Annotated in this window: 28 protein-coding genes; all 28 read left to right on the top strand. The window is 69.6% G+C overall.

The features are described from left to right. Nucleotides 1-29: 29 nt before the first annotated feature. Complete coding sequence (locus QN206_05195) at nucleotides 30-1,181, top strand: acyl-CoA dehydrogenase (protein ID MDR7614201.1); 1,152 nt, start codon at nucleotides 30-32, stop codon at nucleotides 1,179-1,181. After that, nucleotides 1,178-1,966 (top strand): electron transfer flavoprotein subunit beta/FixA family protein, encoded by a 789-nt coding sequence (locus tag QN206_05200; GenBank protein ID MDR7614202.1) that lies wholly within the window; start codon nucleotides 1,178-1,180, stop codon nucleotides 1,964-1,966. Before QN206_05195 ends, QN206_05200 begins: the two co-directional genes overlap by 4 nt. An 11-nt stretch (nucleotides 1,967-1,977) precedes the next feature. Then, the gene (locus QN206_05205) at nucleotides 1,978-2,967 is read left to right on the top strand and encodes an electron transfer flavoprotein subunit alpha/FixB family protein (GenBank protein MDR7614203.1); all 990 of its coding nucleotides are present in this window, start codon (nucleotides 1,978-1,980) and stop codon (nucleotides 2,965-2,967) included. Between the two features lie 19 nt (nucleotides 2,968-2,986). After that, complete coding sequence (locus QN206_05210) at nucleotides 2,987-3,979, top strand: sugar phosphate nucleotidyltransferase (protein MDR7614204.1); 993 nt, start codon at nucleotides 2,987-2,989, stop codon at nucleotides 3,977-3,979. Between the two features lie 168 nt (nucleotides 3,980-4,147). After that, the gene (gene urtA, locus QN206_05215) at nucleotides 4,148-5,341 is read left to right on the top strand and encodes an urea ABC transporter substrate-binding protein (protein ID MDR7614205.1); all 1,194 of its coding nucleotides are present in this window, start codon (nucleotides 4,148-4,150) and stop codon (nucleotides 5,339-5,341) included. 12 nt (nucleotides 5,342-5,353) lie between these two features. Then, entirely contained in the window at nucleotides 5,354-6,274 is a 921-nt protein-coding gene (urtB, locus tag QN206_05220) for an urea ABC transporter permease subunit UrtB (GenBank protein MDR7614206.1), read from the top strand. Beyond that, the gene (gene urtC / locus QN206_05225) at nucleotides 6,267-7,310 is read left to right on the top strand and encodes an urea ABC transporter permease subunit UrtC (GenBank protein MDR7614207.1); all 1,044 of its coding nucleotides are present in this window, start codon (nucleotides 6,267-6,269) and stop codon (nucleotides 7,308-7,310) included. Before urtB ends, urtC begins: the two co-directional genes overlap by 8 nt. After that, on the top strand, nucleotides 7,300-8,049 hold the full coding sequence (urtD, locus tag QN206_05230) for an urea ABC transporter ATP-binding protein UrtD (protein MDR7614208.1): 750 nt from the start codon (nucleotides 7,300-7,302) through the stop codon (nucleotides 8,047-8,049). The genes urtC and urtD overlap by 11 nt, the downstream gene beginning before the upstream one ends. After that, nucleotides 8,043-8,744, top strand: a complete 702-nt coding sequence (urtE, locus tag QN206_05235; protein MDR7614209.1) for an urea ABC transporter ATP-binding subunit UrtE — start codon at nucleotides 8,043-8,045, stop codon at nucleotides 8,742-8,744. Before urtD ends, urtE begins: the two co-directional genes overlap by 7 nt. Nucleotides 8,745-8,752: 8 nt before the next feature. Next, a complete protein-coding gene (locus tag QN206_05240) occupies nucleotides 8,753-9,055 on the top strand; it encodes an urease subunit gamma (GenBank protein ID MDR7614210.1) in 303 nt (100 codons plus the stop codon). 12 nt (nucleotides 9,056-9,067) lie between these two features. Continuing rightward, nucleotides 9,068-9,664, top strand: coding sequence for a HupE/UreJ family protein (locus QN206_05245; GenBank protein ID MDR7614211.1), 597 nt, complete (start codon nucleotides 9,068-9,070; stop codon nucleotides 9,662-9,664). After that, a complete protein-coding gene (locus QN206_05250; protein ID MDR7614212.1) occupies nucleotides 9,661-10,017 on the top strand; it encodes an urease subunit beta in 357 nt (118 codons plus the stop codon). The genes QN206_05245 and QN206_05250 overlap by 4 nt, the downstream gene beginning before the upstream one ends. Continuing rightward, on the top strand, nucleotides 10,014-11,720 hold the full coding sequence (locus QN206_05255; GenBank protein MDR7614213.1) for an urease subunit alpha: 1,707 nt from the start codon (nucleotides 10,014-10,016) through the stop codon (nucleotides 11,718-11,720). The genes QN206_05250 and QN206_05255 overlap by 4 nt, the downstream gene beginning before the upstream one ends. Nucleotides 11,721-11,746: 26 nt before the next feature. After that, entirely contained in the window at nucleotides 11,747-12,157 is a 411-nt protein-coding gene (locus QN206_05260) for an urease accessory protein UreE (protein ID MDR7614214.1), read from the top strand. Further along, nucleotides 12,154-12,807, top strand: coding sequence for an urease accessory UreF family protein (locus QN206_05265; protein ID MDR7614215.1), 654 nt, complete (start codon nucleotides 12,154-12,156; stop codon nucleotides 12,805-12,807). Before QN206_05260 ends, QN206_05265 begins: the two co-directional genes overlap by 4 nt. Before the next feature lie 27 nt (nucleotides 12,808-12,834). Next, nucleotides 12,835-13,467 (top strand): urease accessory protein UreG, encoded by a 633-nt coding sequence (gene ureG, locus QN206_05270; protein ID MDR7614216.1) that lies wholly within the window; start codon nucleotides 12,835-12,837, stop codon nucleotides 13,465-13,467. After that, nucleotides 13,461-14,288, top strand: coding sequence for an urease accessory protein UreD (locus QN206_05275; GenBank protein ID MDR7614217.1), 828 nt, complete (start codon nucleotides 13,461-13,463; stop codon nucleotides 14,286-14,288). The genes ureG and QN206_05275 overlap by 7 nt, the downstream gene beginning before the upstream one ends. A gap of 203 nt (nucleotides 14,289-14,491) precedes the next feature. Beyond that, complete coding sequence (locus QN206_05280; GenBank protein MDR7614218.1) at nucleotides 14,492-15,328, top strand: CRISPR-associated ring nuclease; 837 nt, start codon at nucleotides 14,492-14,494, stop codon at nucleotides 15,326-15,328. Nucleotides 15,329-15,503: 175 nt separating this feature from the next. Beyond that, nucleotides 15,504-16,049, top strand: a complete 546-nt coding sequence (locus tag QN206_05285; protein MDR7614219.1) for a hypothetical protein — start codon at nucleotides 15,504-15,506, stop codon at nucleotides 16,047-16,049. Nucleotides 16,050-16,162: 113 nt separating this feature from the next. Further along, the gene (rplM, locus tag QN206_05290) at nucleotides 16,163-16,597 is read left to right on the top strand and encodes a 50S ribosomal protein L13 (GenBank protein ID MDR7614220.1); all 435 of its coding nucleotides are present in this window, start codon (nucleotides 16,163-16,165) and stop codon (nucleotides 16,595-16,597) included. Then, nucleotides 16,594-16,995: a 30S ribosomal protein S9 gene (gene rpsI / locus QN206_05295; GenBank protein MDR7614221.1), complete on the top strand. Its 402-nt coding sequence runs from the start codon at nucleotides 16,594-16,596 to the stop codon at nucleotides 16,993-16,995. Before rplM ends, rpsI begins: the two co-directional genes overlap by 4 nt. Before the next feature lie 131 nt (nucleotides 16,996-17,126). Then, entirely contained in the window at nucleotides 17,127-18,476 is a 1,350-nt protein-coding gene (locus tag QN206_05300) for a cyclic 2,3-diphosphoglycerate synthase (GenBank protein ID MDR7614222.1), read from the top strand. A 2-nt stretch (nucleotides 18,477-18,478) separates the two neighbouring features. Next, entirely contained in the window at nucleotides 18,479-19,414 is a 936-nt protein-coding gene (gene argF / locus QN206_05305) for an ornithine carbamoyltransferase (protein MDR7614223.1), read from the top strand. Beyond that, on the top strand, nucleotides 19,411-20,217 hold the full coding sequence (cdaA, locus tag QN206_05310) for a diadenylate cyclase CdaA (protein ID MDR7614224.1): 807 nt from the start codon (nucleotides 19,411-19,413) through the stop codon (nucleotides 20,215-20,217). Before argF ends, cdaA begins: the two co-directional genes overlap by 4 nt. A gap of 50 nt (nucleotides 20,218-20,267) precedes the next feature. Next, a complete protein-coding gene (locus QN206_05315; protein MDR7614225.1) occupies nucleotides 20,268-21,458 on the top strand; it encodes a CdaR family protein in 1,191 nt (396 codons plus the stop codon). 13 nt (nucleotides 21,459-21,471) lie between these two features. Beyond that, a complete protein-coding gene (gene glmM / locus QN206_05320; GenBank protein MDR7614226.1) occupies nucleotides 21,472-22,800 on the top strand; it encodes a phosphoglucosamine mutase in 1,329 nt (442 codons plus the stop codon). A 2-nt stretch (nucleotides 22,801-22,802) separates the two neighbouring features. Next, nucleotides 22,803-23,132 (top strand): hypothetical protein, encoded by a 330-nt coding sequence (locus QN206_05325; GenBank protein ID MDR7614227.1) that lies wholly within the window; start codon nucleotides 22,803-22,805, stop codon nucleotides 23,130-23,132. Next, nucleotides 23,129-24,364, top strand: coding sequence for an NAD(P)/FAD-dependent oxidoreductase (locus QN206_05330; protein ID MDR7614228.1), 1,236 nt, complete (start codon nucleotides 23,129-23,131; stop codon nucleotides 24,362-24,364). Before QN206_05325 ends, QN206_05330 begins: the two co-directional genes overlap by 4 nt. Nucleotides 24,365-24,406: the final 42 nt, after the last annotated feature.

A 24,406-nucleotide genomic window follows, 5' to 3' on the forward strand; every position in this document is an offset into this window, starting at 1 on the left:
CTTCCGGCAAACGGTACCATCGAGTCGGCATGGATTTCGCGCTCCCCGAGGAGTACCGGCTCCTGCAGCAGACCGCCCGGGCGTTCGCCACCGCGGAGATCCTGCCTCAAGCCGCCCGTCTGGATGCGGAGCACCGGTTCCCCGCGGAGATCGTCCGCAAGCTCGGGGAGCTCGGCCTGATGGGCATCCTGGTCCCCGAGGGGTACGGCGGGGCCGGGATGGACACCCTGGCCCTCGCCATCGCCCTGGAGGAGATCTCCCGGGCCTGTGCGGGGACGGGGACCATCATGGCGGTGAACAACTCCCTGGTGTGTGACCCCCTCCTGCGGTTCGGGACGGAGGCGCAGAAGCGCCGCTACCTGCCGCGGTTGGCGTCGGGCCAGGAGATCGGCTGCTACTGCCTCACGGAGCCCGGTGCGGGCTCGGATGCCGCCAGCCTGCGCACCACCGCCGTCGAAGACGGATCGCAGTGGGTCCTCAACGGCACCAAGAGCTTCGTCACGAACGGCGCGGAAGCCTGGCTCTGTCTCGTGTTCGCCCGCAGCGAGCCCGTGGAGGGCAGTCGGGGGATCTCCGCGTTCCTGGTGGAGAAGGATCGGCCCGGCGTCGTCGTGGGGCGGATGGAGCGGAAGCTGGGGATCAACGCCTCCAGCACCTGTGAGATCCGGCTGGAGGACTGCCGCATTCCCAAGGAGAACCTGCTGGGCGGGCGAGGGCAGGGGTTCCGCATCGCCATGAGCACCCTGGACGGCGGCCGGATCGGGATCGCGGCTCAGGCCGTGGGGATTGCCCGGGCCGCTCTGGAGGACGCCCTGGTCTATGCCCGGGAACGCCAGCAGTTCGGCCGAAAGCTGGTGGACTTCCAGGCCATCCGGTGGAAGTTTGCAGACATGAGCACCCGCATCGAGGCTGCGCGACTGCTGACCCACCGGGCCGCGTGGTTGCGGGACCGGGGTCGCCCGCACACCCTGGAGGCGTCCGTGGCGAAGCTCTTCGCCAGCGAAACCGCCATGTGGGCCGCCCACCAGGGCATGCAGGTCTTCGGCGGCTACGGATACCTCCGGGACTACCCCGCGGAGCGGCACTTCCGGGACGCGCGGGTCACGGAGATCTACGAGGGCACCAGCGAGATCCAGCGGATCATCATCGCCCGCAGACTCCTGGAGGGAGGGAGCCCATGAACGTGGTGGTGTGCATCAAGCAGGTGCCGGATACCGAGCAGCCCATCCGGGTGAAGCCGGATGGAAGCGGCATCGAGGAGCAGGGACTCAACTGGATCCTCAACTACTACGACGAGCACGCGGTGGAGGAAGCGCTCCGCCTGCGGGAAAAGCACGGGGGCACCGTGACCGTGGTGTGCGTGGGTCCCCCGCGGGCCACGGAGGCCATCCGCACCGCGCTGGCCATGGGGGCGGACGAGGGAGTGCTGATCAGCGACCCCCTTCTGGAGGGAGCGGATCACCTGGGCCTGGCGCGGGCACTGGCCCGGGCCATCCAGCGCCTCACCTGGGACGTGGTGCTCTGCGGCCGACTCGCCACGGACGACAACGCCGCGGTGGTAGGCCCGGCCCTGGCGGAGTTCCTGGGCGTCCCCCAGGCCACCGCCATCACCAGACTGGAGGTCGGGGAGGGGATGGCTCGGGTGGAACGGGAGGTGGAGGGCGGAGCAGAGGTCCTGGAAGTACAACTTCCGGCCGTGTTCACCGTAGAACGCACCATCAACGAGCCGCGATATCCCACCCTTCCGGGCATCATGCGGGCCAAGCGCCAGGAGATCCGTACCCTGACCCTGGCGGATCTGGGCCTTGCGCCCTCGGAGGCCGGAGCGCAGGCCGCGCGGGTCCGAACCGTCCGCTTCGATCCACCGCCCCGGCGGGAGGCAGGGGAGGTGATCCGGCCGGAAAATCCGGAGGAAGCCGCGGAGCGCATCGCGGCGTTTCTGCGGGACGTGGCGAAGGTCCTGTAGGAGGGGAGGCCATGAGGGAGATCTGGGTTCTCGCGGATCACGCGGAAGGGCAGCTGCGGCGGATTACCCTGGAGCTTCTGGGCAAGGGCCGAGCTCTCGCGGATGCCCGCGGGGCGAGGCTCGTGGCCCTGGTCCTGGGCCACGGGGTCGAGCACCTGGCGAGCCCGCTTGCGGAACACGGGGCGGACGGGGTTCTCCTGGCGGATCATCCGATGCTGGCGTCGTACCGCGTGGAGGCGTACACCCACGCGATGACCGAGGCCATCCGGGAGCACCGTCCATGGGCAGTGCTCGTGCCCTCCACCGCGAACGGCCGCGATCTCGCCCCCCGCGTGGCCGCACGGCTGGGCGCGGGAATCGTGACGGACGTGGAGGATCTGTGGACGGAAGGGGAGCAGCTGATGGCCCGGCGGCCCATGTACACCCGCAAGGCGGTGGGCATCGTGGCCTTCGTGGGGGAGGGCCCCCACCTCGCGGTGGTGCTGCCGAAGGTGTTCCCGCCCGCAGACCGGCAGGAGGGGAGGAGCGCGGAGGTGCGGCGACTGGCGGTGCAGTGGGAAGGGGTCCCGGTGCGGACCCGGGAGGTGGAGCGGCGGGAGGTGCGGCGGGAGAGGGTGCCGCTCACGGAGGCGGAGATCGTCGTGAGCGGAGGTCGCGGATTGCGGGGCCCGGAGAACTTCGCCCTGCTGGAGGAGCTCGCGGCAGAGCTTGGAGCCGCGGTGGGCTCCAGCCGCCCCCCCGTGGACAGCGGCTGGGTGCCCCACGACTACGAGATCGGGCAGACCGGGAAGACCGTGAGCCCCACCGTGTACATCGCGGTGGGCATCTCCGGAGCGCCGCAGCACCTCGCGGGCATGTCCGGATCCAAGTACATCGTTGCCATCAACAAGGACCCGAACGCGCCCATCTTCCAGGTGGCGAGCCTGGGGGTGGTGGGGGACCTCTTCGAGATCGTCCCGCGTCTGGTGGAGGTGGTGCGGCGGGCGAAGGCATCAGGATAGAGGAGGAAGAGATGGAGGGATGACGGTGCGTGCCATCGTGCCCGTGGCAGGGTTCGGAACCCGATTGCGGCCACACACCTATACGCTTCCCAAGGCCCTCATCCCCGTGGCCGGCAAGCCCATCCTGGGCCACATCCTGGATACCCTTCTGGATCTGGGGATCCGCGAGGTGGTCCTGGTGGTCGGGCATCTCGGGGAGAAGATCGAGGCGTACGTGCGCGAGCACTACGCCCTCACCGCCCACTTCGTCCGCCAAGACCAGCCCCTCGGGAACGGGCACGCCATCTACGTGGCCCGGGAGTTCCTCACGGGCGAGCCCGTGCTCATCCTGCTCGGGGACACCATCCTGCGCGGGGAGCTGCGCCCCGTGGTGCGGAGCACCACCTCCCTCATCGGGGTGCGGGAGGTGGCGGATCCGCGACGGTTCGGGGTCGTGGAGCTGGATCCGGACGGCCGGGTGCGGCGGTTCGTGGAAAAACCCCAGCACCCCCCTTCCAACCTGGCCATCGTGGGCCTGTACTACCTCACGAACACGCGGCTGCTCCGCCGGTGCCTGGAGCGTCTCGTGGAGGAGGATCACCGGGTGGCGGGGGAATACTGGCTCGTGGACGCCCTCCAGTTCTACGTGGATGCCGGAGAGGTCATCCGCACCTACCCCGTGGAGGAATGGTACGACTGCGGGACCGTGGAGGCGGTGTTGAGCGCCAACCGGGCCCTCCTGGACGTCCTGAATCCGCCGCCGCCGGACCTCCCGGGGGCTCTGGTGCAGCCGCCTGTGGCCATCGCGGAGGGCGCCGTGATCGAGGCCTCCGTGATCGGCCCCTACGTGTCCGTGGCGGAGGGGGCCCGAATCGTGCGGTCCGTGGTGAGCAACTCCATCGTGAACCGGAACGCCAATGTGGAACAGGTGGTGCTGGAAGGCTCCCTCATCGGGGAACGTGCCTACCTCTCGGGCCGTCCCAGCCGGGTGAACCTGGGAGACCAGAGCGAGATCGAGCTGGGGGGTTCATAGCGCGATCCCGGATGAACCGGACAGAAGGGGACTTGACAACTCCACCTCTTCCCTGGTAGTTAGCCTAGCAAGGTGAGGCTCAACCACGGCGTTGGGTCTCCAGTGGCCAGGGCGCCTCGGCCGGCGCCCTTTTTGTTTTGCTCAAAAACCCTTTCAGGAGGGAACGCCATGCGCAAGGGATGGATGGCCATTCTGGGGACCCTGGCGGTTTTCTCCACCCTCGGGGTGAGCCCCGCGGCGGAGTCGGTGGTGAAGGTGGGCGTGCTTCACTCCCTCTCGGGCACCATGGCCATCAGCGAGGTCACGGTCAAGAACGCGACCCTGTTGGCCATCGAGGAGATCAACGCGGCCGGGGGTGTACTGGGACGGCGAATCCAAGCTGTGGTGGAGGACGGGGCCTCGGAACCGGCGACCTTCGCTCAAAAGGCGCAGAAGCTGATCCAGCAGGACGGGGCCGTGACCGTGTTCGGCGGATGGACGTCTGCGAGCCGCAAGGCCATGCTGCCGGTCTTCGAGCGATTCCGGCACCTCCTCTGGTATCCCGTGCAGTTCGAGGGGAACGAGTGCTCTGCCCACATCATGTACTCGGGCGCTCAGCCCAACCAGCAGCTGCTGCCGGCCCTGGACTGGGCATTCCAGAAGGGGTACAGGCGTGTCTTCCTGGTGGGCTCGGACTACGTCTTCCCCCGCACCGCCAACCTGATCCTTAAAAAGCACATCCAGCAGCGGGGCGGCGTGGTGGCGGGAGAGGAGTACGTGCCCCTGGGGGGCACGGACTTCAGCTCCGTGGTCAACAAGATCCGGGCCTCCCAGGCACAGGTGGTGTTCAACACCATCAACGGGGACTCGAACGTGGCCTTCTTCAAGCAGATGGCGGCCGCCGGGCTCACGCCGGACAGGTTGCCGGTGATGTCCTTCAGCATCGCGGAGCAGGAGGCGAAGGCCATCGGGCCGAGCCTGCTCGTGGGGAGCTACGCGGCCTGGAACTACTTCCAGAGCCTGCCGCTTGCGGCCAACCGGCGGTTCGTGGCCGCCTACCAGGCGAAGTATGGACGGGACGCCGCCATCACGGATCCCATGGTCCACGGATACGTGGACGTGCTCGTGTGGAAGGCGGCGGTGGAACGTGCCAGGAGCTTCGACCCGAACGCGGTGCGCAAAGCCGCGGTCCAGCTCCCGTGGATGGAGACCCCCATGGGCAAGGTCCGCTTCGATCGGAACCAGAGCCTCTACCAGACGGCCTATGTGGGCCAGCTGGACGGCACCGGTCAGTTCCGCATCCTGTGGCAGTCCCGGGAGCCGATCAAGCCCGAGCCGTACGATCCCCTGGTGTTTCCCGGAAAGACCTGCCAGCTCCCGTAGGAGGGACACGACGTGCGGGAAGGTGCGCTCGTCCTCGGACAGCTCTTTAACGGGCTCAGCGTGGGATCCATCCTGCTCCTGGCCGCCCTGGGGCTCGCCCTCACCTTCGGGCTCATGCGGGTGATCAACATGGCCCACGGCGAGTTCCTGATGGTGGGAGGGTACCTCGCCTACCTCGCGCACCTGTGGGTGCCGGGCCCTCTGTTCCCCCTACCGGCCCTCCTCTTCGGCTTCGTCGGAGCGGCCCTGTTGGGGCTGCTTCTGGAGTGGGCGGTGATCCGACACCTGTACGGGCGGCCCCTGGAGACCCTCCTGGCCACGTGGGGGGTGAGCCTCCTGCTCCAGCAGGCCGCCCGCAACCTGTTCGGGCCCACGGGCGTAGAGGTCACTGCCCCCTCCTGGCTCCAGGGAGCCCTCACCGTGGACCGCGGGGCCCTGGCGGGGCTCGTGCTCCCCCACGTGCGCTTCTTCGTGCTTGTTCTGAGCGGAGCCGTGCTGGCGGGGGTGTGGGGAATGCTGCACGGGACCCGGATGGGCCTGTACGTGCGGGCGGTGAACCAGGACCGGGAGGTCTGCGGCATCCTCGGGGTCTTTACGCCCCGGGTGGATCGGGCGATCTTCGCGCTGGGATCCGGACTGGCGGGGCTGGCCGGAGCCGTCTTGGCCCTGATCGCGCCCGTGACCCCCACGGTAGGGCAGAGCTACATCGTGGACGCCTTCCTGGTGGTCATCGTGGGAGGGCTCGGAAGCCTCGTGGGGACCGCGCTCGCGTCCGGGATCGTGGGCGTGCTCTCGTCTGCCCTCCAGGTGTTCACAAGCGTGAGCTTTGCGAAAGTGCTGCTCCTCCTCACGGTGGTGGCCTTCCTGCAACTCCGTCCGCGGGGTTTGGTCTCGGTGCGTTCCCGGGCCCTGGAGGAGGGATCCCGTGGGTAGGGTGACGAGGCTGGTGCTGATCCTGATCCTCGCCGCGGCGCCCTGGTATCTCTCCGCGTACGACCTCTCGTTGCTGGGCCGGTTCCTGGCGCTGGCCCTGCCGGCCCTGGGGATTGTGTGGCTGTGGGGCTATGCAGGGATCCTGAGCCTGGGGCAGGGAGTTTTCTTCGGGATCGGAGGATACGCCCTCGCGATGCACCTGAAGCTCGTGGGTCTGGCAGGTTCGGAGTTGCCGGATTTCATGGTCTGGAACGGCGTCGGCGTCCTCCCCTGGTGGTGGGCTCCCTTCCGATCCCCTGTTTTCAGCCTTCTCGCGGTCCTGTGCCTCCCGCCGGCCACCGCGGCGGCGTTGGGATTCCTCCTGTTCCGCAGGCGGATCACCGGGGTGTACGTCTCCCTGATCACCCAGGCTCTCGCTCTGGCCTTCGCCACTCTCCTCATCAGCCAGCAGGGGCTCACGGGCGGGTTCAACGGCCTCACGAACTTCAGCACCTTCCTGGGCTTCGACGTGGGATCCCCAGGATTCCACCGGGCGCTCTATTGGATCACCGTGGCCCTCGTGGTGGCCGTGCTGGTGGGAACGGAGTGGCTCGTCCGCACCGATTTCGGCCGGTTGCTTTTGGCCATCCGCGATGCGGAGAACCGGGTACGCTTCTTGGGCTACGATCCTGCTCCGTGCAAGGTGGTGGCCTTTGCGATCTCCGCCTTTCTGGCGGGGCTCGGGGGTGCCCTCTTCACCCTGCACGTGGGGGTGATCTCTCCCGCCATGGTGGGCGTGGTCCCCTCCATCGAGATGGTGATCTGGGCTGCGATGGGCGGCCGGACCCATCCCGTGGCGGCCGTGGCCGCCACCGTGGCGGTGAACTTGGTCAAGGACCGGATCAGCAGCGCCCTCCCGGACGCCTGGCTGTACCTGGCGGGGCTTCTCTTTCTGGCCACCGTGCTCCTGGGTCCCTCCCTGAGCCGGTGGAGGGTGCTCCGGCGGGCAAAACTCTCCGCCTCCTCCTCGCAACAGGAGGTGGCCTATGTCCCGTGAGCTCCTCTCCGTGGAGAAGATCACCGTCCTCTACGAGGGATTCCGGGCCCTGGACGACGTCAGCCTCCAGTTGCGCCCGGGAGAGGTACGGGTGCTCATCGGCCCCAACGGGGCCGGGAAATCCACGCTGTTGGACACCATCACGGGGCGGGTCCAGCCCACCGCGGGGCGCATCCTCCTGGACGGGAGGGACATCTCGCGGAGCAGCGAGCACGAACGGGCGAGGATGGGAATCCAGCGGAAGTTCCAGACGCCGAGTGTTCTGGAAGAGCTCACGGTGGTGGAGAACCTGCGCCTCTCGGTGCGGGCCGTGGAGGGGTGGAAACGGCTGGCCAGGCGGCCTGCGCGGGCCACGGAGGAGGTGGTGGAGGAGATCCTGCAGATCATCGGACTGGGGCCGAAACGGCATGCACCCGCGGGGTCCCTCTCGCACGGGGAGAAACAGTGGCTGGAAATCGGGATGGTGGCCGCGGGCCGACCCCGCCTGATCCTTCTGGACGAGCCCACGGCGGGCATGACGCACCACGAGACCGCCCGAACCGTGGAGCTGGTGAGGGCTCTCGCGAAGCAGCACACGGTGCTGGTCGTCGAGCACGACATGGAGTTCGTGGAGATGCTGGGCGCAAGGATCACCGTCCTTCACATGGGCCGGGTTCTCCGGGAGGGGAGCCTGGAGGAGATCCGGTCGGATCCGGAGATCCGGGCCGTCTACCTGGGGAGGGTGGAGGCCAGATGCTGAAGGTGGTGGGCATCTCCGCGGCGTACGGGGAGAGTCCCGTCCTCTGGGACGTGCATCTGGAAGTCGGGCCCAAAGAGGCGGTGTGCCTGCTGGGCCGCAACGGGGCGGGCAAGACCACGCTCCTGCGGACCATCGTGGGCCTGCATCCGGTCCGCCGGGGGGTCATCCGGTTCGGGGAGGAGGACCTCACCCGGAGGCCTCCGTACGAACGGGCCCGCCGCGGGCTGGCCTATGTCCCGCAAGGAAGGGGGATCCTGCCGCACCTCACGGTGGAGGAGAACCTCCGTCTCGCGGCGGCCGCCTGCGGTCAAGGCCGGGAAGAGACGATCCGCCTGGAGGAGGCCACGGATCGATTCCCCGTCCTCCGGCGCCTGTGGCGCCGGAAGGGAGGGTTCCTCTCCGGAGGAGAGCAGCAGCTCTTGGCCATCGCCCGGGCCCTGGTGATGCGGCCCCGGATCCTGCTGCTGGACGAACCCACCGAGGGGATCCAGCCCTCCCTGGTGGAGGAAATGGGACGGATCCTCCAAGAGATCCGGGAACAGGAAGGGATCGGGCTCCTCCTGGTCGAGCAATACCTGGAGTTCGCCTGGACGCTGGCAGATCGGTACTACGTGCTGCAGAAAGGGCGCGTGGTAGAGGAGGGGAGGACCCAGCAGGTCTCCTGGAAGGACGTGGCTCACCTGCTCAGCGTGTAGGAGGAAGGATGCGGCTGTCGGAGCGGGAGATCGAGAAATTGCTGATCTTCGTGGCCGCGGAGGTCGCCCGGCGTCGCCGGGCCCGGGGGCTCAAGCTGAACTACCCGGAGGCGGTGGCCCTGATCACCGCGGAGATCCTGGAAGGAATCCGTGAGGGCAAAAGCGTGCCCGAACTCATGCAGCTCGGACGGAAGATCCTCACCCGGGACGACGTGATGGAGGGAGTGCCGGAGATGGTGCGGGAGATCCAGGTGGAGGGCACGTTTCCGGACGGGACCAAGCTCGTGACCGTTCACGACCCCATTCCCTGAGGAGGCGATGGCATGCGGAGAAGGTGCTGGACGGTATCGGGAGCGCTCGCCCTGCTGCTCGCGAGTCCGGCCTGGGCGCACGTGAGGGCCGGCCCCACAGAGGGGATCGTGGCCGGAGTGCTCCACCCGCTCCACGGTGTGGACCACTGGGCGGTCATGGTGGCGGTGGGCATCTGGGCCCGATTCCTCGGAGGGCGGGGAACCTGGGCCGTTCCCCTCGGATTCCTCGCCAGCATGGTGGCGGGGAGTTGGGTGGGGATGCACGGCCGGTCCGCGACCTGGGTGGAGACGGGCATCCTCGCTTCCGCATTCCTTCTGGGCGTTCTCCTGGTTGCCGCGGTGCGGCTGCCGAGCTCGCTGGGGACGGCGATGGTGGCCCTATTCGCCTTCTTCCACGGCCATGCGCACGGAACAGAGGTCCCGCTCAACGCGGCGGGATGGGCCTACGGATTGGGATTTTCCGGCAGCACGGCCCTCCTCCACCTCCTCGGGATCCTCCTGGGAGAAGGCCTTCTCCGGTGGGGAGAGAGGTTGCGGAGGCCCGATCGTCTGGTGCGCCTCGCGGGGGTTGCCCTCCTGGTGCTCCGCGTGGGAGGGGTCTGGACGTGATCCCGGGAGAGTACCTGCTGGAGGACGGTGAGGTGGAGCTGAATCCGGGCCGCCGGGTGATCCGGCTCCGGGTGGAGAACACCGGCGACCGCCCGGTGCAGGTGGGCTCCCACGCGCACTTCTTCGAGGTCAACCGGGCCCTGCGGTTCGACCGCGTGAAGGCCTACGGATTCCGGCTGAACATCCCTGCGGGGACCGCGGTGCGGTTCGAGCCGGGTCAGGCACGGGAGGTGGCCCTGGTGGAACTCGGGGGCCGCAGGGCCGTGTACGGGATGAACGGCCTCGTTCAGGGGCCTTTGGATCTCCGTCGGGACGAGGCGTTCGCGCGGGCCCGGGAGAGGGGATTCCTATGAGGATCCCACGGCGGGCGTACGCGGATCTCTACGGTCCCACCAGAGGGGATCGCATCCGCCTCGCGGACACCGACTTGATCCTGGAGATCGAAGAGGACCTCACGGTCCCCGGCGAAGAGGTGGTCTTCGGGGGCGGCAAGGTGGTCCGGGACGGGATGGGCCAGTCCCAGAGGTCCCGGGAAGAGGGAAGCCCGGATCTGGTCATCACCAACGTGGTGGTGCTGGACTACTGGGGCGTGGTGAAGGCGGACGTGGGCATCCGGGACGGCAGGATCGTGGCCATCGGCAAAGCCGGGAACCCCGAGATCCAGGACGGCGTGACCCCAGGGCTCGAGATCGGACCGGGCACGGAGATCGTGGCGGGAGAAGGGAAGATCCTCACGGCCGGCGGCATTGACGCCCACATCCACTTCATCTGCCCGCAGCAGGCCTGGGAGGCCCTCTACAGCGGGATCACCACCATGATCGGGGGCGGAACGGGCCCCGCGGAGGGGACGAAGGCCACGACCTGCACCCCGGGCCCCTGGTACCTGGCCCGGATGATGGAGGCGGTGGAGGCCCTTCCCCTGAACTTCGGGTTCCTCGGGAAGGGAAACGCCTCCTCCCGGGCGGCTCTGGAGGAGCAGATCCTCGCGGGGGCCATCGGGCTGAAGATCCATGAGGACTGGGGGGCGACCCCGGCGGTGATCGACACGGCCCTCTCCGTGGCCGAGGACTACGACGTGCAGGTCACCATCCACACGGACACCCTCAACGAGAGCGGGTTCGTGGAGGACACCCTCGCGAGCTTCCGGGGCCGCACCATCCACACCTACCACTCGGAAGGGGCGGGTGGGGGCCATGCCCCGGACATCCTCAAGGTGGTGGGCCATCCGAACGTCCTGCCCTCCAGCACCAACCCCACCATGCCCTATACGGTCAACACCCTGGAGGAGCACCTGGACATGCTCATGGTCTGCCACCACCTGAACCCTCACGTGCCCGAGGACGTGGCGTTCGCGGAGTCGCGGATCCGTCCGGAGACCATGGCCGCGGAGGACGTGCTGCACGACCTCGGGGCCATCAGCATGATGAGCAGCGATTCTCAGGCCATGGGGCGCGTGGGAGAGGTCATCCTCCGGACCTGGCAGACCGCGCACAAGATGAAGCAGGAGCGGGGTCCTCTGCCCGAGGACTCCTCCCGGAACGACAACTTCCGCATCCGGCGCTATCTCGCCAAGTACACCATCAATCCCGCCATCGCCCATGGGATCGCACCGTATGTGGGATCCGTGGAGGTGGGAAAGATCGCGGACCTGGTGCTCTGGCGCCCCGCCTTCTTCGGGGTCAAACCCGAGCTGGTGATCAAAGGGGGCATGATCGTGGCTTCCCTCATGGGGGACCCGAACGCCTCCATCCCGACCCCGGAGCCGGTGCGGTACCGGCCCATGTTCGGGGCTCTGGGTCGGTGCCGGGAGGCGGTGGCGGTCACCTTCGTCTCCCAGGTCTCCCTGGAACGCGGCACCCTCTCCCCCCGGCTGCGCCGTGCGGTGCTCCCGGTGCGCGGTACCCGGACGGTGACGAAGCGAGACCTGAAGCTCAACGACGCCCTGCCCCGGGTGGAGGTGGATCCCGAGAGCTACGAGGTACGGGTGGACGGGGTTCGGGTGACGAGCCAGGCGGCCCGGGTGCTGCCCCTCGCGCAGCGGTACTTCCTGTTCTAGCCATGGTGATCACGGAACTTCCCCAAGTGTCTGAGGTCCACGGGCTGCGGGTGGTGGACATCCCCATGACCGCGGAGGAACGCTCCCGGGTGCGGCGCCGGGTGGTGGCGCCGGACGGCCGGGTGCTGCTCCTCGCCCTCCCCACGGGCACCGTCCTCCGGCCCGGGCAGGTCCTGGCGGTGCAGGAGGGAGTCGCCTACCGGGTGAGGGCGGCGGAGGAGGACGTGCTGGTGGTTTACCCCGGAGATCTCGAAGAGGCCGTGCGGATCGGCCACTTCTTCGGGAACCTGCACCGGGAGATCGAAGTACAGGGTGGAGCGGTGGTCGTCCCTTGGGACGATGTCCTCTTCCACCGCGCCCGGCAGATGGGCTGGCAGGCACAGCGGGATCGCCGCCCGTTTCACGGAAAGCCAGGGGAAGGTCACCGCCACCCGTGACGCCCCGCGACCTCCTGCTCCTGCTGCAGTGGTTCGACTCCCAGTTCCCGGTGGGCGCCTACGCCCACTCGGGGGGTCTAGAGGCGTATGCCCAGCGGGGAGCGGGACCGGCGGAACTCCGGCGGCTCGCGGAGGTGTTCTTGAAGCTCGGGGGGCTCCGGCTGGACCTGGCCGCCTGCGCCCTGGCCTGGCGGGCGGCGCCGGACGCGGTCCTGCTGGAGCGGCTCGGCGCGGAGCTCACCGCCTGGCGGCCCATCCCCGGATCCCGGGAGTCCAGCCTGAAAATGGGCCGCCGGTGGCTGCGGATGGTGCGGCGTCTGTACCCTTCCCTGGAGATCCCCTGTCTCCAGCACCCCCACCATGCCGTGGTGGTGGGCTGCTGCGGGCGGCTTTTCGGAGTTCCGGAGACGGCCCTCCTCCTCGCGTACGGCCACAGCGGCCTCACCGCCCTCCTGTACGCGGCCACCCGGTGCATGCCCGTGAGCCCGGAGCAGGCGCAGGAGATCCTCCGGGATCTTCAGGGAATGCTCGCCGCGCTGGTGGACGAGGTAACAGAGGATCCGCCCCGGCACCTGTGGAGCTGTACCCCGGCCTGGGACATCCGGGCCCACGAGCAGGCGCTGCTGCCCACGCGCCTGTTCCAGAGCTAGGGCCATCGTGGAGAGGAGGTGAGAACCGTGAAGCCGGCCCGGATCGGCGTCGCGGGACCTGTGGGGTCCGGCAAGACATCGCTCCTGGACGCGCTGTGCAAGGCGATGCGCGGCCGGTACCGGATTGCCGTCATCACCAACGACATCTACACCTACGAGGACGCGGAGTTCCTGGTGCGCTCCGGAGCGCTGCCCGCGGACCGGATCCTGGGGGTCCAGACCGGTGGGTGCCCGCACACCGCCATCCGCGAGGACCCCTCCATCAACCAGGAGGCGGTGGAGGAGATGCTGCGCCGGTTTCCTGACCTCGATCTGCTGTTCCTGGAGTCCGGAGGAGACAACCTGGCCGCGAGCTTCAGCCCGGAGCTCGTGGACGTGTTCATCTACGTGATCGACGTGGCCGCAGGGGACAAAATTCCCCGGAAGGGCGGCCCCGGCATCCTCCGCAGCGACCTCCTCGTGATCAACAAGGTTGACCTGGCGCCGCTTGTGGGCGCGGATCTCCGGGTCATGGAGCGCGACGCGCGGGCCCAGCGCGGAGACCGGCCCTTCGTGTTCACCAACCTGAAGACGGGACAGGGCTTGGATCAGATCGTCCGCTGGATCCAGGAGGAGGTGCTGTTCGAGGAGGAAGCCCGCCACCGGACCCCGGAATGCTGAACCCCCGGGCGCCCGCTGCGGTGGAGGGGAGGCTCCGGGTCTTTCTGGAGTCGGGGAAGACGGGGACCCGCGTGGGAGATCTGGAGAGCGCCGGCCCTCTACGGGTCATTCGGCCGTTTCCCCTCTCCCGGGGGCGGATCCTCCTCCAGATCCTTACGGTGGGGCCTGGCCTGCTGGGGGGAGATCGGTTCGGGATCGAGATCCACGTGGGCCGAGGGGCGAAGGCGGTGGTGGTGCAGCAATCCGCCACCAAAGTGCACCGGATGCCGCAGGGCCTGAGGGCCGCCCAGCAGGTGTGCCTCTGCCTGGAGGAGGGTGCGGAGCTGGAGTATTACCCGGGCCTCGCCATCCCGTACCCCGGGGCAGAACACCACCAGCGAACCGAGGTGTTCCTGTCCTCAGGTTCCCGCTTTGGGTTTCTGGAGATCTGGGCCATGGGTCGGATCCTCCGGGGAGAGCGGTTGGCCTTCCGGCGGATCACGGCGGATCTGGGGGTTTACGCGGAGGGAACTCCCGTCTACCGCGAGGCCCTCCACCTGGATCCCACGGTCGAAGCCCTCAACGGGACGGGCCTTCTGGAGGGCGCGAGGTACGTGGGCAGCGGATTCTGGCGGTGGGGAGGAGCAGAGCCGGAGTTCCGGGAGGGCGACGGCGTGGTCCTCGCGGCGGGGCGGACCGGCTACGGAGATCTCTACCTCAAAGCCCTGGCTCGGGACGGACTACTGCTGCAGCAGCGGATCGAGGCCCTCCTCACCTCGTGGCGCGCGCGGTGGGGACTCCCTCCGATTGACTGGCGGCGCTATGGAAGCGGGTGGGGGTAGAGGGGAGGACGGGCGTGTTGGGGGTGCCGGTCTCTTCCACCCACGGTGTGCCGCGATGGCAGGAACCCCCGCCCCCGAGGAGAATCTGACCCCCTGAATCCGGCTATCCCAGGCTTCCTGACCACATGGGGGGCGCGGTACCCGCAACCCAGACCCGCCACCTGAAGCGGACCCGACGATCTACGGATCGCGGGGAAGCCCTCGTGGCCACCCTGGGCCATGAGCCCCAGGTGGTGACCATCTCCCTCGACGTCCTCCTCCAGCGCGGCCACCAGATCGGGGAGGTCACGGTCGTCCACACCGCCTCCCCGGCCGTGCTGCGGGGCCTGCGGGAGATCCGGCGGGAGTTCGCCTCCGGTCGCTACCCCGCGGTCTTGCGGTCCGTGCCGGTCCGCGGCGAGGCGGCCAGGCTCGACGACTTCCGCACGGAGGCGGACGTGTGGGCCCTGCTCTCGAGCCTGTACCGCGCGGTCCGCGAGGCCAAACGCCGCCACGCGGTGGTCCACCTGTCCCTGGCGGGCGGCCGCAAGGTCATGAGCGTGGCCGCCATGGTGGTGGCGCAGCTGCTGTTCGGCCCCGAGGATCGCGCCTGGCACCTGCTCAGCGAAGGGTGGACGCCCGGATCCCCCCGCAGGATGCACCTGGATCCGGGAGAACCCGTCCACCTCGTCCCCGTCCCCGTGCTCCGGTGGACGGACTCCGCGGTCATGCTGGCGGCCCTGGCGGAGCTCGACGACCCAGCCGAGGCCATCCGTCGCTACGGGGAGATCGTCCGGGGCGAGCGGATGCGCCGCCGGCGGGAGTTCGTGGAGCGCTGGCTCACCCCGGCCGAGCGGGACGTGGCCCGCCTGGCCTGCCAGGGCCTGGACAACGCCGCCATCGCCCGCCGGCTGCACCGCAGCCGGCGGACCGTGGCCAACCAGCTGAGCGCCGTGTACGGCAAGCTGCAGGAATGGTTGGGGTTCGCGGGGCCTCCGGCCAGCCGAGCCCTTCTGCTCGCGGAGCTGGCGCCGTACTTCGAGCTGGCCGACAGGGCTTAAAGCGGGGTGGGAAGCGGTCCCTAACCAGAAAGGGAACCCGATCCCATGCGCCCGCGCGCGGAGATCGGTAGGCTGCCCACAAGACGAAACACCGAGACCCGAACCAAGGGGATTGCGACCCTGAAGTTCGGAGCCTGCCTTCCCAGGCGCGGCCGAATCCCTGTAGGATTGTCCCGTGGAGCCCTGGGTGGCGGTCCTGATCGCGATCCTGGTCGTTGCGGACGTGGCGGTGGTCGCGTGGGTGGTCCACAGGGTCTGGGTCGCGGCTCCTGTCCACCGGCAGGCGTACTCCGAATGGCTCGCCCGTCTCGAGGCTGACCCCGTGCGCCGGAGGCTGTACGAGGCCCACTGGCGGGCGCGGTGGCGGGCCGGCCTCGCCTCCCTGCTGGACGTGCTGGCCGCCGCGGCGGCCGGGTGGACCGTGTGGCTTGGCCTGAAAGACCGACTCGGCCTCCACAGGCGGGACGGCCTGTCAGACCCAGAGTTTTTCGTTTTCCTGGCCCTGTCGGCGGCCTTTTACCTCGCGTTCGTCTTCGGCGGCTTCCGGCTGTCCGGGACCACCCCCGGGCTGAGACTCCTGGGAATCGCGGTGGTCTCTGCGCAGACCGGGCGGCCGGCCGAGCGCACCCGCATGCGTCCTCCCACGAGGTGGGACTACCGGCGCGGCCGGGTCCCCGACCTCCTCTTCGTCCCCGCCGACCTGTTGAGGGAGTCTGGGTAGCCCAGGCTGGCGCGAGGGCCGCGGCCCGACGGGCGTCCTCGGACCCCGTCCCGTTTGACACCCGGGAGCCCCTCGTGTACCCTCTCGGGTGGCGTATTCGGAGGTGAGGACGCGTGAAGACCTACCAGCAGAAGCCGGCGGAGGTGGAACGGAGGTGGTGGCTCGTGGATGCCCAGGGGAAGGTCCTGGGCCGGCTGGCGAGCCAGGTGGCGAGCCTCCTGCGGGGCAAGCATAAGCCCACCTTCACCCCCCACGTGGACGGCGGGGACTTCGTGGTGGTGGTGAACGCGGACAAGGTGCGGCTCACCGGACGGAAGGCCGAGCGCAAGGTGTACTACTGGCACTCGGGCTACCCGGGCGGGCTCAAGTCCGCCACCGCCGGGGAGCTGCTGCGCACCAAGCCCGAGGAACTCTTCCGGCTGGCGGTCCAGCGCATGCTCCCCAAGACGCCGCTCGGCCGGCGGATGCTCCGCAAGCTGAAGGTTTACCGCGGCCCGGACCACCCGCACGCGGCCCAGCAGCCCCAGAAGCTGGAGGTGAAGGGATGAGCACGGCCACGGTGCCCCAGGTCCAGGCGACCGGCCGGCGCAAGGAATCCAGCGCCCGGGTGTTCCTCCGACCCGGGTCCGGCCGGATCCTCGTGAACGGCAAGCCCTACGACGAGTACTTTGTGGGCATGGCCCGGCGGGCGCGGGTGGTGGAGCCGCTCGTCCTCACGAACACCCTGGAACGTTTCGACGTCTACGCCACGGTGGCGGGCGGAGGCCAGACGGGCCAGAGCGACGCGGTGCGACACGGCATCGCCCGGGCCCTGGCGGAGGTGGACCCCGACCTGCGGCGCGTGCTGCGCCAGCACGGCCTCCTGACCCGGGATCCTCGGGTGAAGGAGCGGAAGAAGTACGGGCGCAAGCGGGCCCGGCGCGGTTTCCAGTACTCCAAGCGCTAGCGTTTCCGGGACAACCGGAGACCCGGGGCGGCCGGGAGGCCGCCCCTTTCCGTTTCTCGTGCTCAGGGGCCGCTTCCCGGGGATCCGGTGTTAAAGTTAAGGAAGGGCAACCGCCCGCGGAGGGAAGACCGGTGGCGAGAACACGGGTGCTGATCCTGGGGGCAGCGGGGCGGGATTTCCACAACTTCAACGTGTACTACCGACACCGGCCCCAGTACCAGGTGGTGGCCTTCACCGCGGCGCAGCTCCCCGCCATCTCGGGCCGCCGTTACCCGCCAGAACTGAGCGGCCCGCACCACCCCGAGGGGATTCCCATCGAGCCGGAGGAACGCCTGGAGGAACTCGTCCGCGCCCACCAGGTAGACGAGGTGGTCTTCGCCTACAGCGATGTCAGCCACGAACACGTCATGCACCTGGCCAGCCGTGCGCTCTCCGCGGGGGCGGGGTTTCGAATCCTCGGCCCGCGGGAGACCATGCTGCGCAGCGACCGCCCGGTCCTGAGCGTCTGCGGGGTGCGGACGGGAGCGGGCAAGAGTCCCACGAGCCGCTACCTCGCGGCCCTCCTGCGGGAACTGGGCCAGCGGGTGGTGGTGGTCCGCCACCCCATGCCCTACGGGGATCTGCGGGCGCAGGTGGTGCAGCGATTCGCGAGCCTCGAGGATCTGGAGCGATCTTCCCTCACCCTGGAGGAGCGGGAGGAGTACGAGCCTCACCTGCGGCAGGGGCAGGTGGTGTTCTCCGGGGTGGACTACGAGCAGGTGCTGGCCGCGGCGGAGCAGGAGGCGGACGTGATCCAGTGGGAGGGCGGCAACAACGACCTTCCCTTCTTCGTGCCAGATCTGCATGTGGTGGTGTGCGATCCCCTGAGGCCCGGCCACGAGCTGCACTACCACCCGGGAGAAGCCAACCTGAGGATGGCAGACGTGGTGGTGATCAACAAGGTCTCCACGGCCCGCAGAGAGCATGTGGAGGCCGTGCGCCGCAACGTGGCCGCGGTCAACCCGCGGGCCCGCATCGTGGAGGTGGACAGCGTGCTGGCCGTGGATCGGCCAGACCTCCTGCGGGGCCGGCGGGCGCTCGTGGTGGAGGACGGACCCACCACCACCCACGGGGGCATGGGGTACGGAGCGGGATACATCGCGGCCCGCGCGTACGGGGCGGAGATCGTGGATCCCCGTCCTGCCGCGGTGGGCTCCCTCCGGGAGGCCTACGCCTCCTACCCCCATCTCCAGCACGTGTTGCCCGCCCTCGGCTACACCCCCCAGCAGCTTCTGGAGCTCGAGGAGACCATCAACCGCGCGGAGGCGGACGTGGTGGTGTTCGGGACCCCCGTGGACCTGCCGCGGGTGCTGCGCGGCCTCAACAAGCCCGCGGTACGGGTCACCTACGAGATCGAGGAGGCAACCCCGCAACTGCGGGGGATCCTGGAAGAGTGGCTCGCGCGGGTGGGCCGGCTGTCCCGCACGGAGGCCGCGAGGTAGCCATGGGCTCGGGACTCCGCGGGCGCGACCTGCTCTCCATGGAGGATCTGAGCCGGGAGGAGATCCTGGAGATCCTCGACCTGGCGAGCCAGCTCAAGCGGGAGCAACGCGTACGGCGACCTCATCGCCTGCTCCGGGGCCGGACCCTCGCCCTCATCTTCGAGAAGCCCTCCCTCCGCACCCGGGTCACCTTGGAGGTGGCCATGCGGCAGCTCGGGGGCGATGTCGTCTCCCTCACCCAGCAGGACATCGGGCTGGGAGTCCGGGAGAGCGTGGCGGACGTGGCCCGCAACCTCAGCCGGTGGGTGGACGGGATCGCGGCCCGGGTCTTCAGCCACCGCACGCTGGAGGACCTCGCGCGGGCCGCGGAGGTGGCTGTGATCAACGCCCTCAGCGACCGGGAGCATCCCTGTCAGACCCTCGCGGATCTGCTGACCATCCGGGAAAAGTTCGGGACCTTTCAGGGAACCGTGGTGGCCTGGGTGGGGGACGGCAACAACGTGTGCCACTCGCTGCTCCTGGGGGGGGTCAAGGTTGGGCTCTCCCTGCGGGTGGCCACGCCGGAAGGCTACGAGCCGGACCGGACCATCCTGGAGGCCGCCCGGAACTACGGGGAGCGGACGGGAGCCCGGATCCTGCTCACCCACCGGCCGGAGGAGGCGGTGCGGGGTGCCCAGGTGGTCTACACGGACGTGTGGACCAGCATGGGGCAGGAGGCCGAGCGGGAGAAGCGACGCCGGGCCTTCGCGGGCTTCCAGGTGAACGAGGCTCTCCTCGCCCACAGTCCGGAGGCCCTGGTGATGCATTGCCTCCCCGCGCACCGGGGAGAGGAGATCACGGACGCGGTGCTGGACGGGCCCCGATCCGTGGTGCTGGATCAGGCGGAGAACCGGCTCCACGTCCAGAAGGCCCTGCTGGCCCTGGTGCTCGGGGGATGAGCTGGCCCCTTTCCCTTCGCATCACCGACCTGGTGGACATCGCCATCGTCTCCGTGGTGGTCTACCAGGTCATGATGCTCATCCGGGGCACCAGGGCGGTGCAGCTGGTGCAGGGGATCGCCGTCCTCGCGGCGGGCTACCTCCTGGCCTCCTGGTTGCAGCTCTACACCCTCCAGGCCATCCTCGGTTATCTCGGCGGCATCATCCCCGTGGCCCTGCTGGTGCTGTTCCAGCCGGAGATGCGGCGCCTGCTGGAGCAGATCGGCCGGGGCCGTCTCCTGTGGGGCGCCGCGGCTCCCATGGAACGGGACGTGGCGCTGCGGCTGGCGAACGACCTCGCCCGGGCTGCCCGGATCCTGGGGCAGCGACGCATCGGGGCCCTGATGGTCATCGAGCGGCGGACCGGTCTCAACGACTTCATCGAGACGGGCGTCCGCCTGGACGCCGTGTGCTCCGTCCCCCTCCTGCTGAACCTTTTCTATCCCAACACCCCCCTCCACGACGGCGCGGTGATCGTCCGGGGGAACCGGGTGGTGGCGGCGGGGTGTCTGCTGCCCCTCAGCGAGAGCCCCCTGCTCAGCCGGTCCCTGGGGACCCGCCACCGGGCCGCGGTGGGGATCACGGAGGGGACGGACGCGGTGGCCATCGTGGTCTCCGAAGAAACAGGGACCATCTCCCTCGCCCAGGAGGGCTCCCTGCGGCGGGGGCTCTCCGAGGAAGAGCTCAGGGCCACCTTGCTGAACCTGTTCGCGGTCACTCCCGCCCGGGGCCCGGTGCCCTGGTGGAGGAGCCGGCCCGCGTGAGATCCGAAGAGGGCAGGTGGGCCCGCGCGGTAGGCCTGTGAGGACGTGGCATGCGTCGGCGGGAGCGTACCCTGTACCGGATCCTCTCCGTAGGGATTGCGGTGGTCCTGTGGTACCTGGTGACCGCCTCTCAGAATCCGGAGATGGAACGGGTGATCGGCACGGAGCTCGCCCTCCGCAACCTCCCTCCCGACCTCGCCGTGGTGCGGGCACCCCGCCGGGTGGACGTCCGGGTGCGGGCGCCTCGGGCAATCCTGGCCGACCTCGGCCCCCGCTCCGTGGCGGCGTGGGTGAATCTGGCAGATGCGGAGCCGGGGGAACACCGTCTCCCCGTCCGGGTGGATGCTCCTCCCCGGGTGCGGGTGGTGGAAGTGGTGCCGGAACAGGCCACGGTGGCGGTGGACGTCCTCACGCAGCGCCAGCTCGCCGTGGAAGTGGCCCTCCAGGGCAGCACCCCCCAGGGCATGGCCGTGGAGCGACCGGAGGTCCGGCCTTCCCGGGTCACCGTGAGCGGCCCCAGAAGCGCGGTGCAGCGAGCCCGGCGGGCCCTGGCCTCCGTGGACCTCAGCGGGGTGCAGAACACCCAGACCGTCACCGTGCGGGTGCGGATCCTCGGGGAAGGTGGGGAGGAGGTGCAGGGGGTGGAGGTACGTCCTCCCCAGGTCCAGGTGCGTCTCGTGGTTCAGGAGGCCCTGCTCACGCGCCTTGTGCCCGTGGTCCCCGAGGTGCGGGCCAGCCTGCCCGCGGGAACGCGGATCGCCTTGGTGGAGGTACAGCCTCCCCTTCTGCGGGTGCGGGGTCCGGAAGAGGCGGTGGCGCGCCTGACGCTCCTCTCCACGGAACCCATCGAGGTCCGGGATCTCCAGGGGGAAGCCCGCTACACGGTGCGCGTGCTTTTCCCAAACCGCGTGCAGCCAGAAGGTCCCCCCGCGGTCTCCGTGCGGGTCGTGGTCCTCCCCTCGCCCGTGACCCGGGAGATCCGGGACGTGCCCGTGGTGGTGGAGGGGCTGGGCACGGGGTTGGAGGCGACCTGGGAGCCCGATCGGGTACGGGTCCGGGTGGTGGGGTCCGAGGAAGCTGTGGTCAACCTCCCGGAGGGGGAGGTGCGGGCCGTGGTGGATGCGGCCGGACTGGGTCCCGGGACCGCACGAAGGCCCGTGCAGGTGCGGGTACCGCAGGGCATCTGGGTGGTGACATCTACACCGTCGGAGGTCACCCTGCGGATCCGGCGACGGCCGTAGAATGGGCAAAGGGATGGCCCGGCTGTTTGGGACGGATGGGATCCGAGGGGTGGCCAACGCCACACTTCCGCCCGAGCTGGCCTTTCAGGTGGCCCGGGCCGCGGCCCGGGTCCTCGCGCCCCGCGGCGGGGCGTTCTTCCTGGGTCGGGATACCCGGCTGAGCGGCCCCATGCTGGAGGGGGCCCTGATCGCGGGGCTTTGCTCTGCGGGGGTTTCCGTGGTTCGCGGCGGCATCCTCCCCACCGCCGCGGTGGCCTACCTCACCAGGGCCCTGGGCTGTGATGCGGGCGTGGTGATCTCCGCTTCCCACAACCCCATCGAGGACAACGGCATCAAGTTCTTCGACCGTACCGGCTACAAGCTCCCCGACGAGGTGGAGGAACGGATCGAGCAGGCCCTCGCGGAAACGGGGCCCCGGCCCACGGGCACCCGCGTGGGAGGGGTTCGGGATCTCGTGGACGGGGAGGAGCGCTACCTCCGCTATCTCGTGGCGCACGCACGGCCCGTCCGCGGTCTGCGGGTGGTGGTGGACTGCGCCTTCGGAGCCGCCTACCGCCTGGCGCCCCGGCTTTGGGAGCTGCTGGGCGCGGAGGTGGTGGCTCTCCACGAGGAGCCGGACGGAACCCGGATCAACGTGCGCTGCGGCTCCACCCATCCGGAGCCCCTCCAGGCCGCGGTCCGGGCTTACGGGGCGGACCTGGGATTCGCCCACGACGGGGACGCAGACCGGGTGATCGCCGTGGACGGTCGGGGGGAGGTGGTGGACGGGGATCTCATCCTCGTGGCCTGCGCCCGGCACCTGCTGCGCAGGGGGAAACTGGAGCCCCGGGTGGTGGTGGTCACCGTGATGACCAACCTGGGCGTGGAACGCGCACTGGAGCGGGAAGGCATCCGGGTGGTGCGGGCCCCCGTGGGCGATCGTTACGTTCTTGAGCACATGCGCAAGACCGGAGCACTGCTCGGGGGGGAGCAGAGCGGACACATCGTCTTTTCCCACCTCGCCACCACCGGGGACGGGCTGCTCACCGCGGTGCAGTTGGTGAACGCCATGGTGGACGCGGACGAGCCCCTCCACGAGCTCGTCTCGGACGTGGAGCGCCTCCCCCAGGTTCTGCACAACGTCCCGGTTCGGGATCCGCGGGCGGCCCTGGCGGACGAGGCCGTACAGGGAGCCGTGACCCGCGCCGCGCAATCCATGGGCCGCGCCGGCCGGCTCCTGGTGCGCCCCAGCGGCACGGAGCCCGTGGTCCGGATCATGGTGGAACACGAGGATGCCGGGGTCGCGGAGGCCCTGGCCCGGGAGCTCGCGGACCTCATCCGGTCCCGGGCCGGGGGATCGTAGGGTTGGGCCGGCTCTGGCGCGTGGGTGCCGTGGCGTGGATGGCGCTGGTGGGAACCCTGGGCCTTCTTCCCGAAGAGGTGAACCCGGGACTTCCCCTAAGCGGTGCCCCTTCCCACCTCGTGGCGCTCCTGGTCCTCGTGGTGCTCCTGCGACGGTGGCCCCTCTCAGCTTGCGGAGCGGCCGCGGCCGCGTGGGCATACGGGGTAGGCATCGAGGGGCTGCAGGGACTTGTGGGATGGCGGACCGTGGAATTGGGGGATGTGGCCGCGAACGCCGCGGGCATCCTCCTGGGGCTGCTGCTGGACCTCCTCGTGCGGGCAGGACGGAGATGAAGGAATCCTCCTGGGATGTGATCGTGGTCGGGGCGGGTCCTGCGGGCGGCATGGCCGCCTGGACCGCGGCCCGGATGGGCCTGCGGGTCCTCCTCCTGGAAGAGCACCCCGTGGTCGGGGATCCCACCCACTGCGCGGGAAAGCTCTCCGTGCACGCGTTTGCGGAGTTCGGAATCCCCCAGGACCTGGCCCGCACCGCCCTCCGGGCGGCCACCGTGTACTCCCCGGAGGGCAGGCCCGTCACACTTCGCCGCCAGACCCCGGATTCCTACGTGGTCGACCGAGATGCCTTCGATCGGTGGCTCGTCCAGCAGGCCCTGGCCTCGGGCGCGGAGCTCCTCGTTCGGACCCGGGCGTGCGCGGTGACCCGGGATCGAGATGAGATGGTGGTGGAAGCCGTGCGGGACCAGGCCTCCCTGCGGTTCCGGGCTCCGGTGGTGGTGGACGCGGAGGGGGCGCGGGCTCGGCTCGCGACCCTCCTGGGAGTGGACTCCCCCAGGCGGATGCTCCGGGGCCTCCAGTACCAGGTCACGGGCATCGCCCTCGACGAGGCGGACACCGTGGAGGTGTACCTGGGCCGGCGATGGGCGCCCGGGTTTTTTGCCTGGCTCATGCCGCTGGGAGAGCGGGAAGCCCGGATCGGGGTGTGCGTGGACCCGCACCTTGCCCCGCGCCCGCCCGCCGCCTACCTCGAGGATCTCCTCCGCAACCATCCCGCCCTTTCGCCTCGGGCCCGTGGGGTTCGGGTGGTGCGCCGGTTGGGCGGCTGGATCCCGCTCCTCCTGCACGCCCGACCCACGTACGCGCCGGGCTTCCTGGTGGTGGGGGACGCCGCGGGACACGTAAAGGCCACCTCCGGAGGAGGGATCTACTACTCCCTGGTGGCGGGACGGCTCGCCGCCCAGGCCGCGGCCCGATACCTCTCGGGCGCGCGCGGGGCCCTGCGATCCTACGAGCAGGCCTGGCGCGCCCGTTTCGGGAGAGAGGTCACCTTCACCGCGTGGATGCGTCGGGCCCTCGACCGCATCCCGGACGAGGACGTCTCCCGCTTCCTCGCCGGAATCGTCCAAGCTCCGGATCTCCAGCGGGTGATCGGGGAGTACGGCGATACCCAGTACCAGTCCCGTCTGTTCCGGCCCTTTCTCACCGCTGCCCTGCGGGCGGGCCTGCGCCATCACGCCCTCGCCCGCGCGGTGGCCCGCACCCTCATCGCCCTCCTCGCCACCCGGTAGAGGCCCTGGGACTTCCTTCGTTCGAAGGATTTTCCCGAGTAT

The organism is Armatimonadota bacterium (assembly GCA_031460175.1).
Lineage (GTDB): Bacteria > Sysuimicrobiota > Sysuimicrobiia > Sysuimicrobiales > Sysuimicrobiaceae > Sysuimicrobium > Sysuimicrobium tengchongense.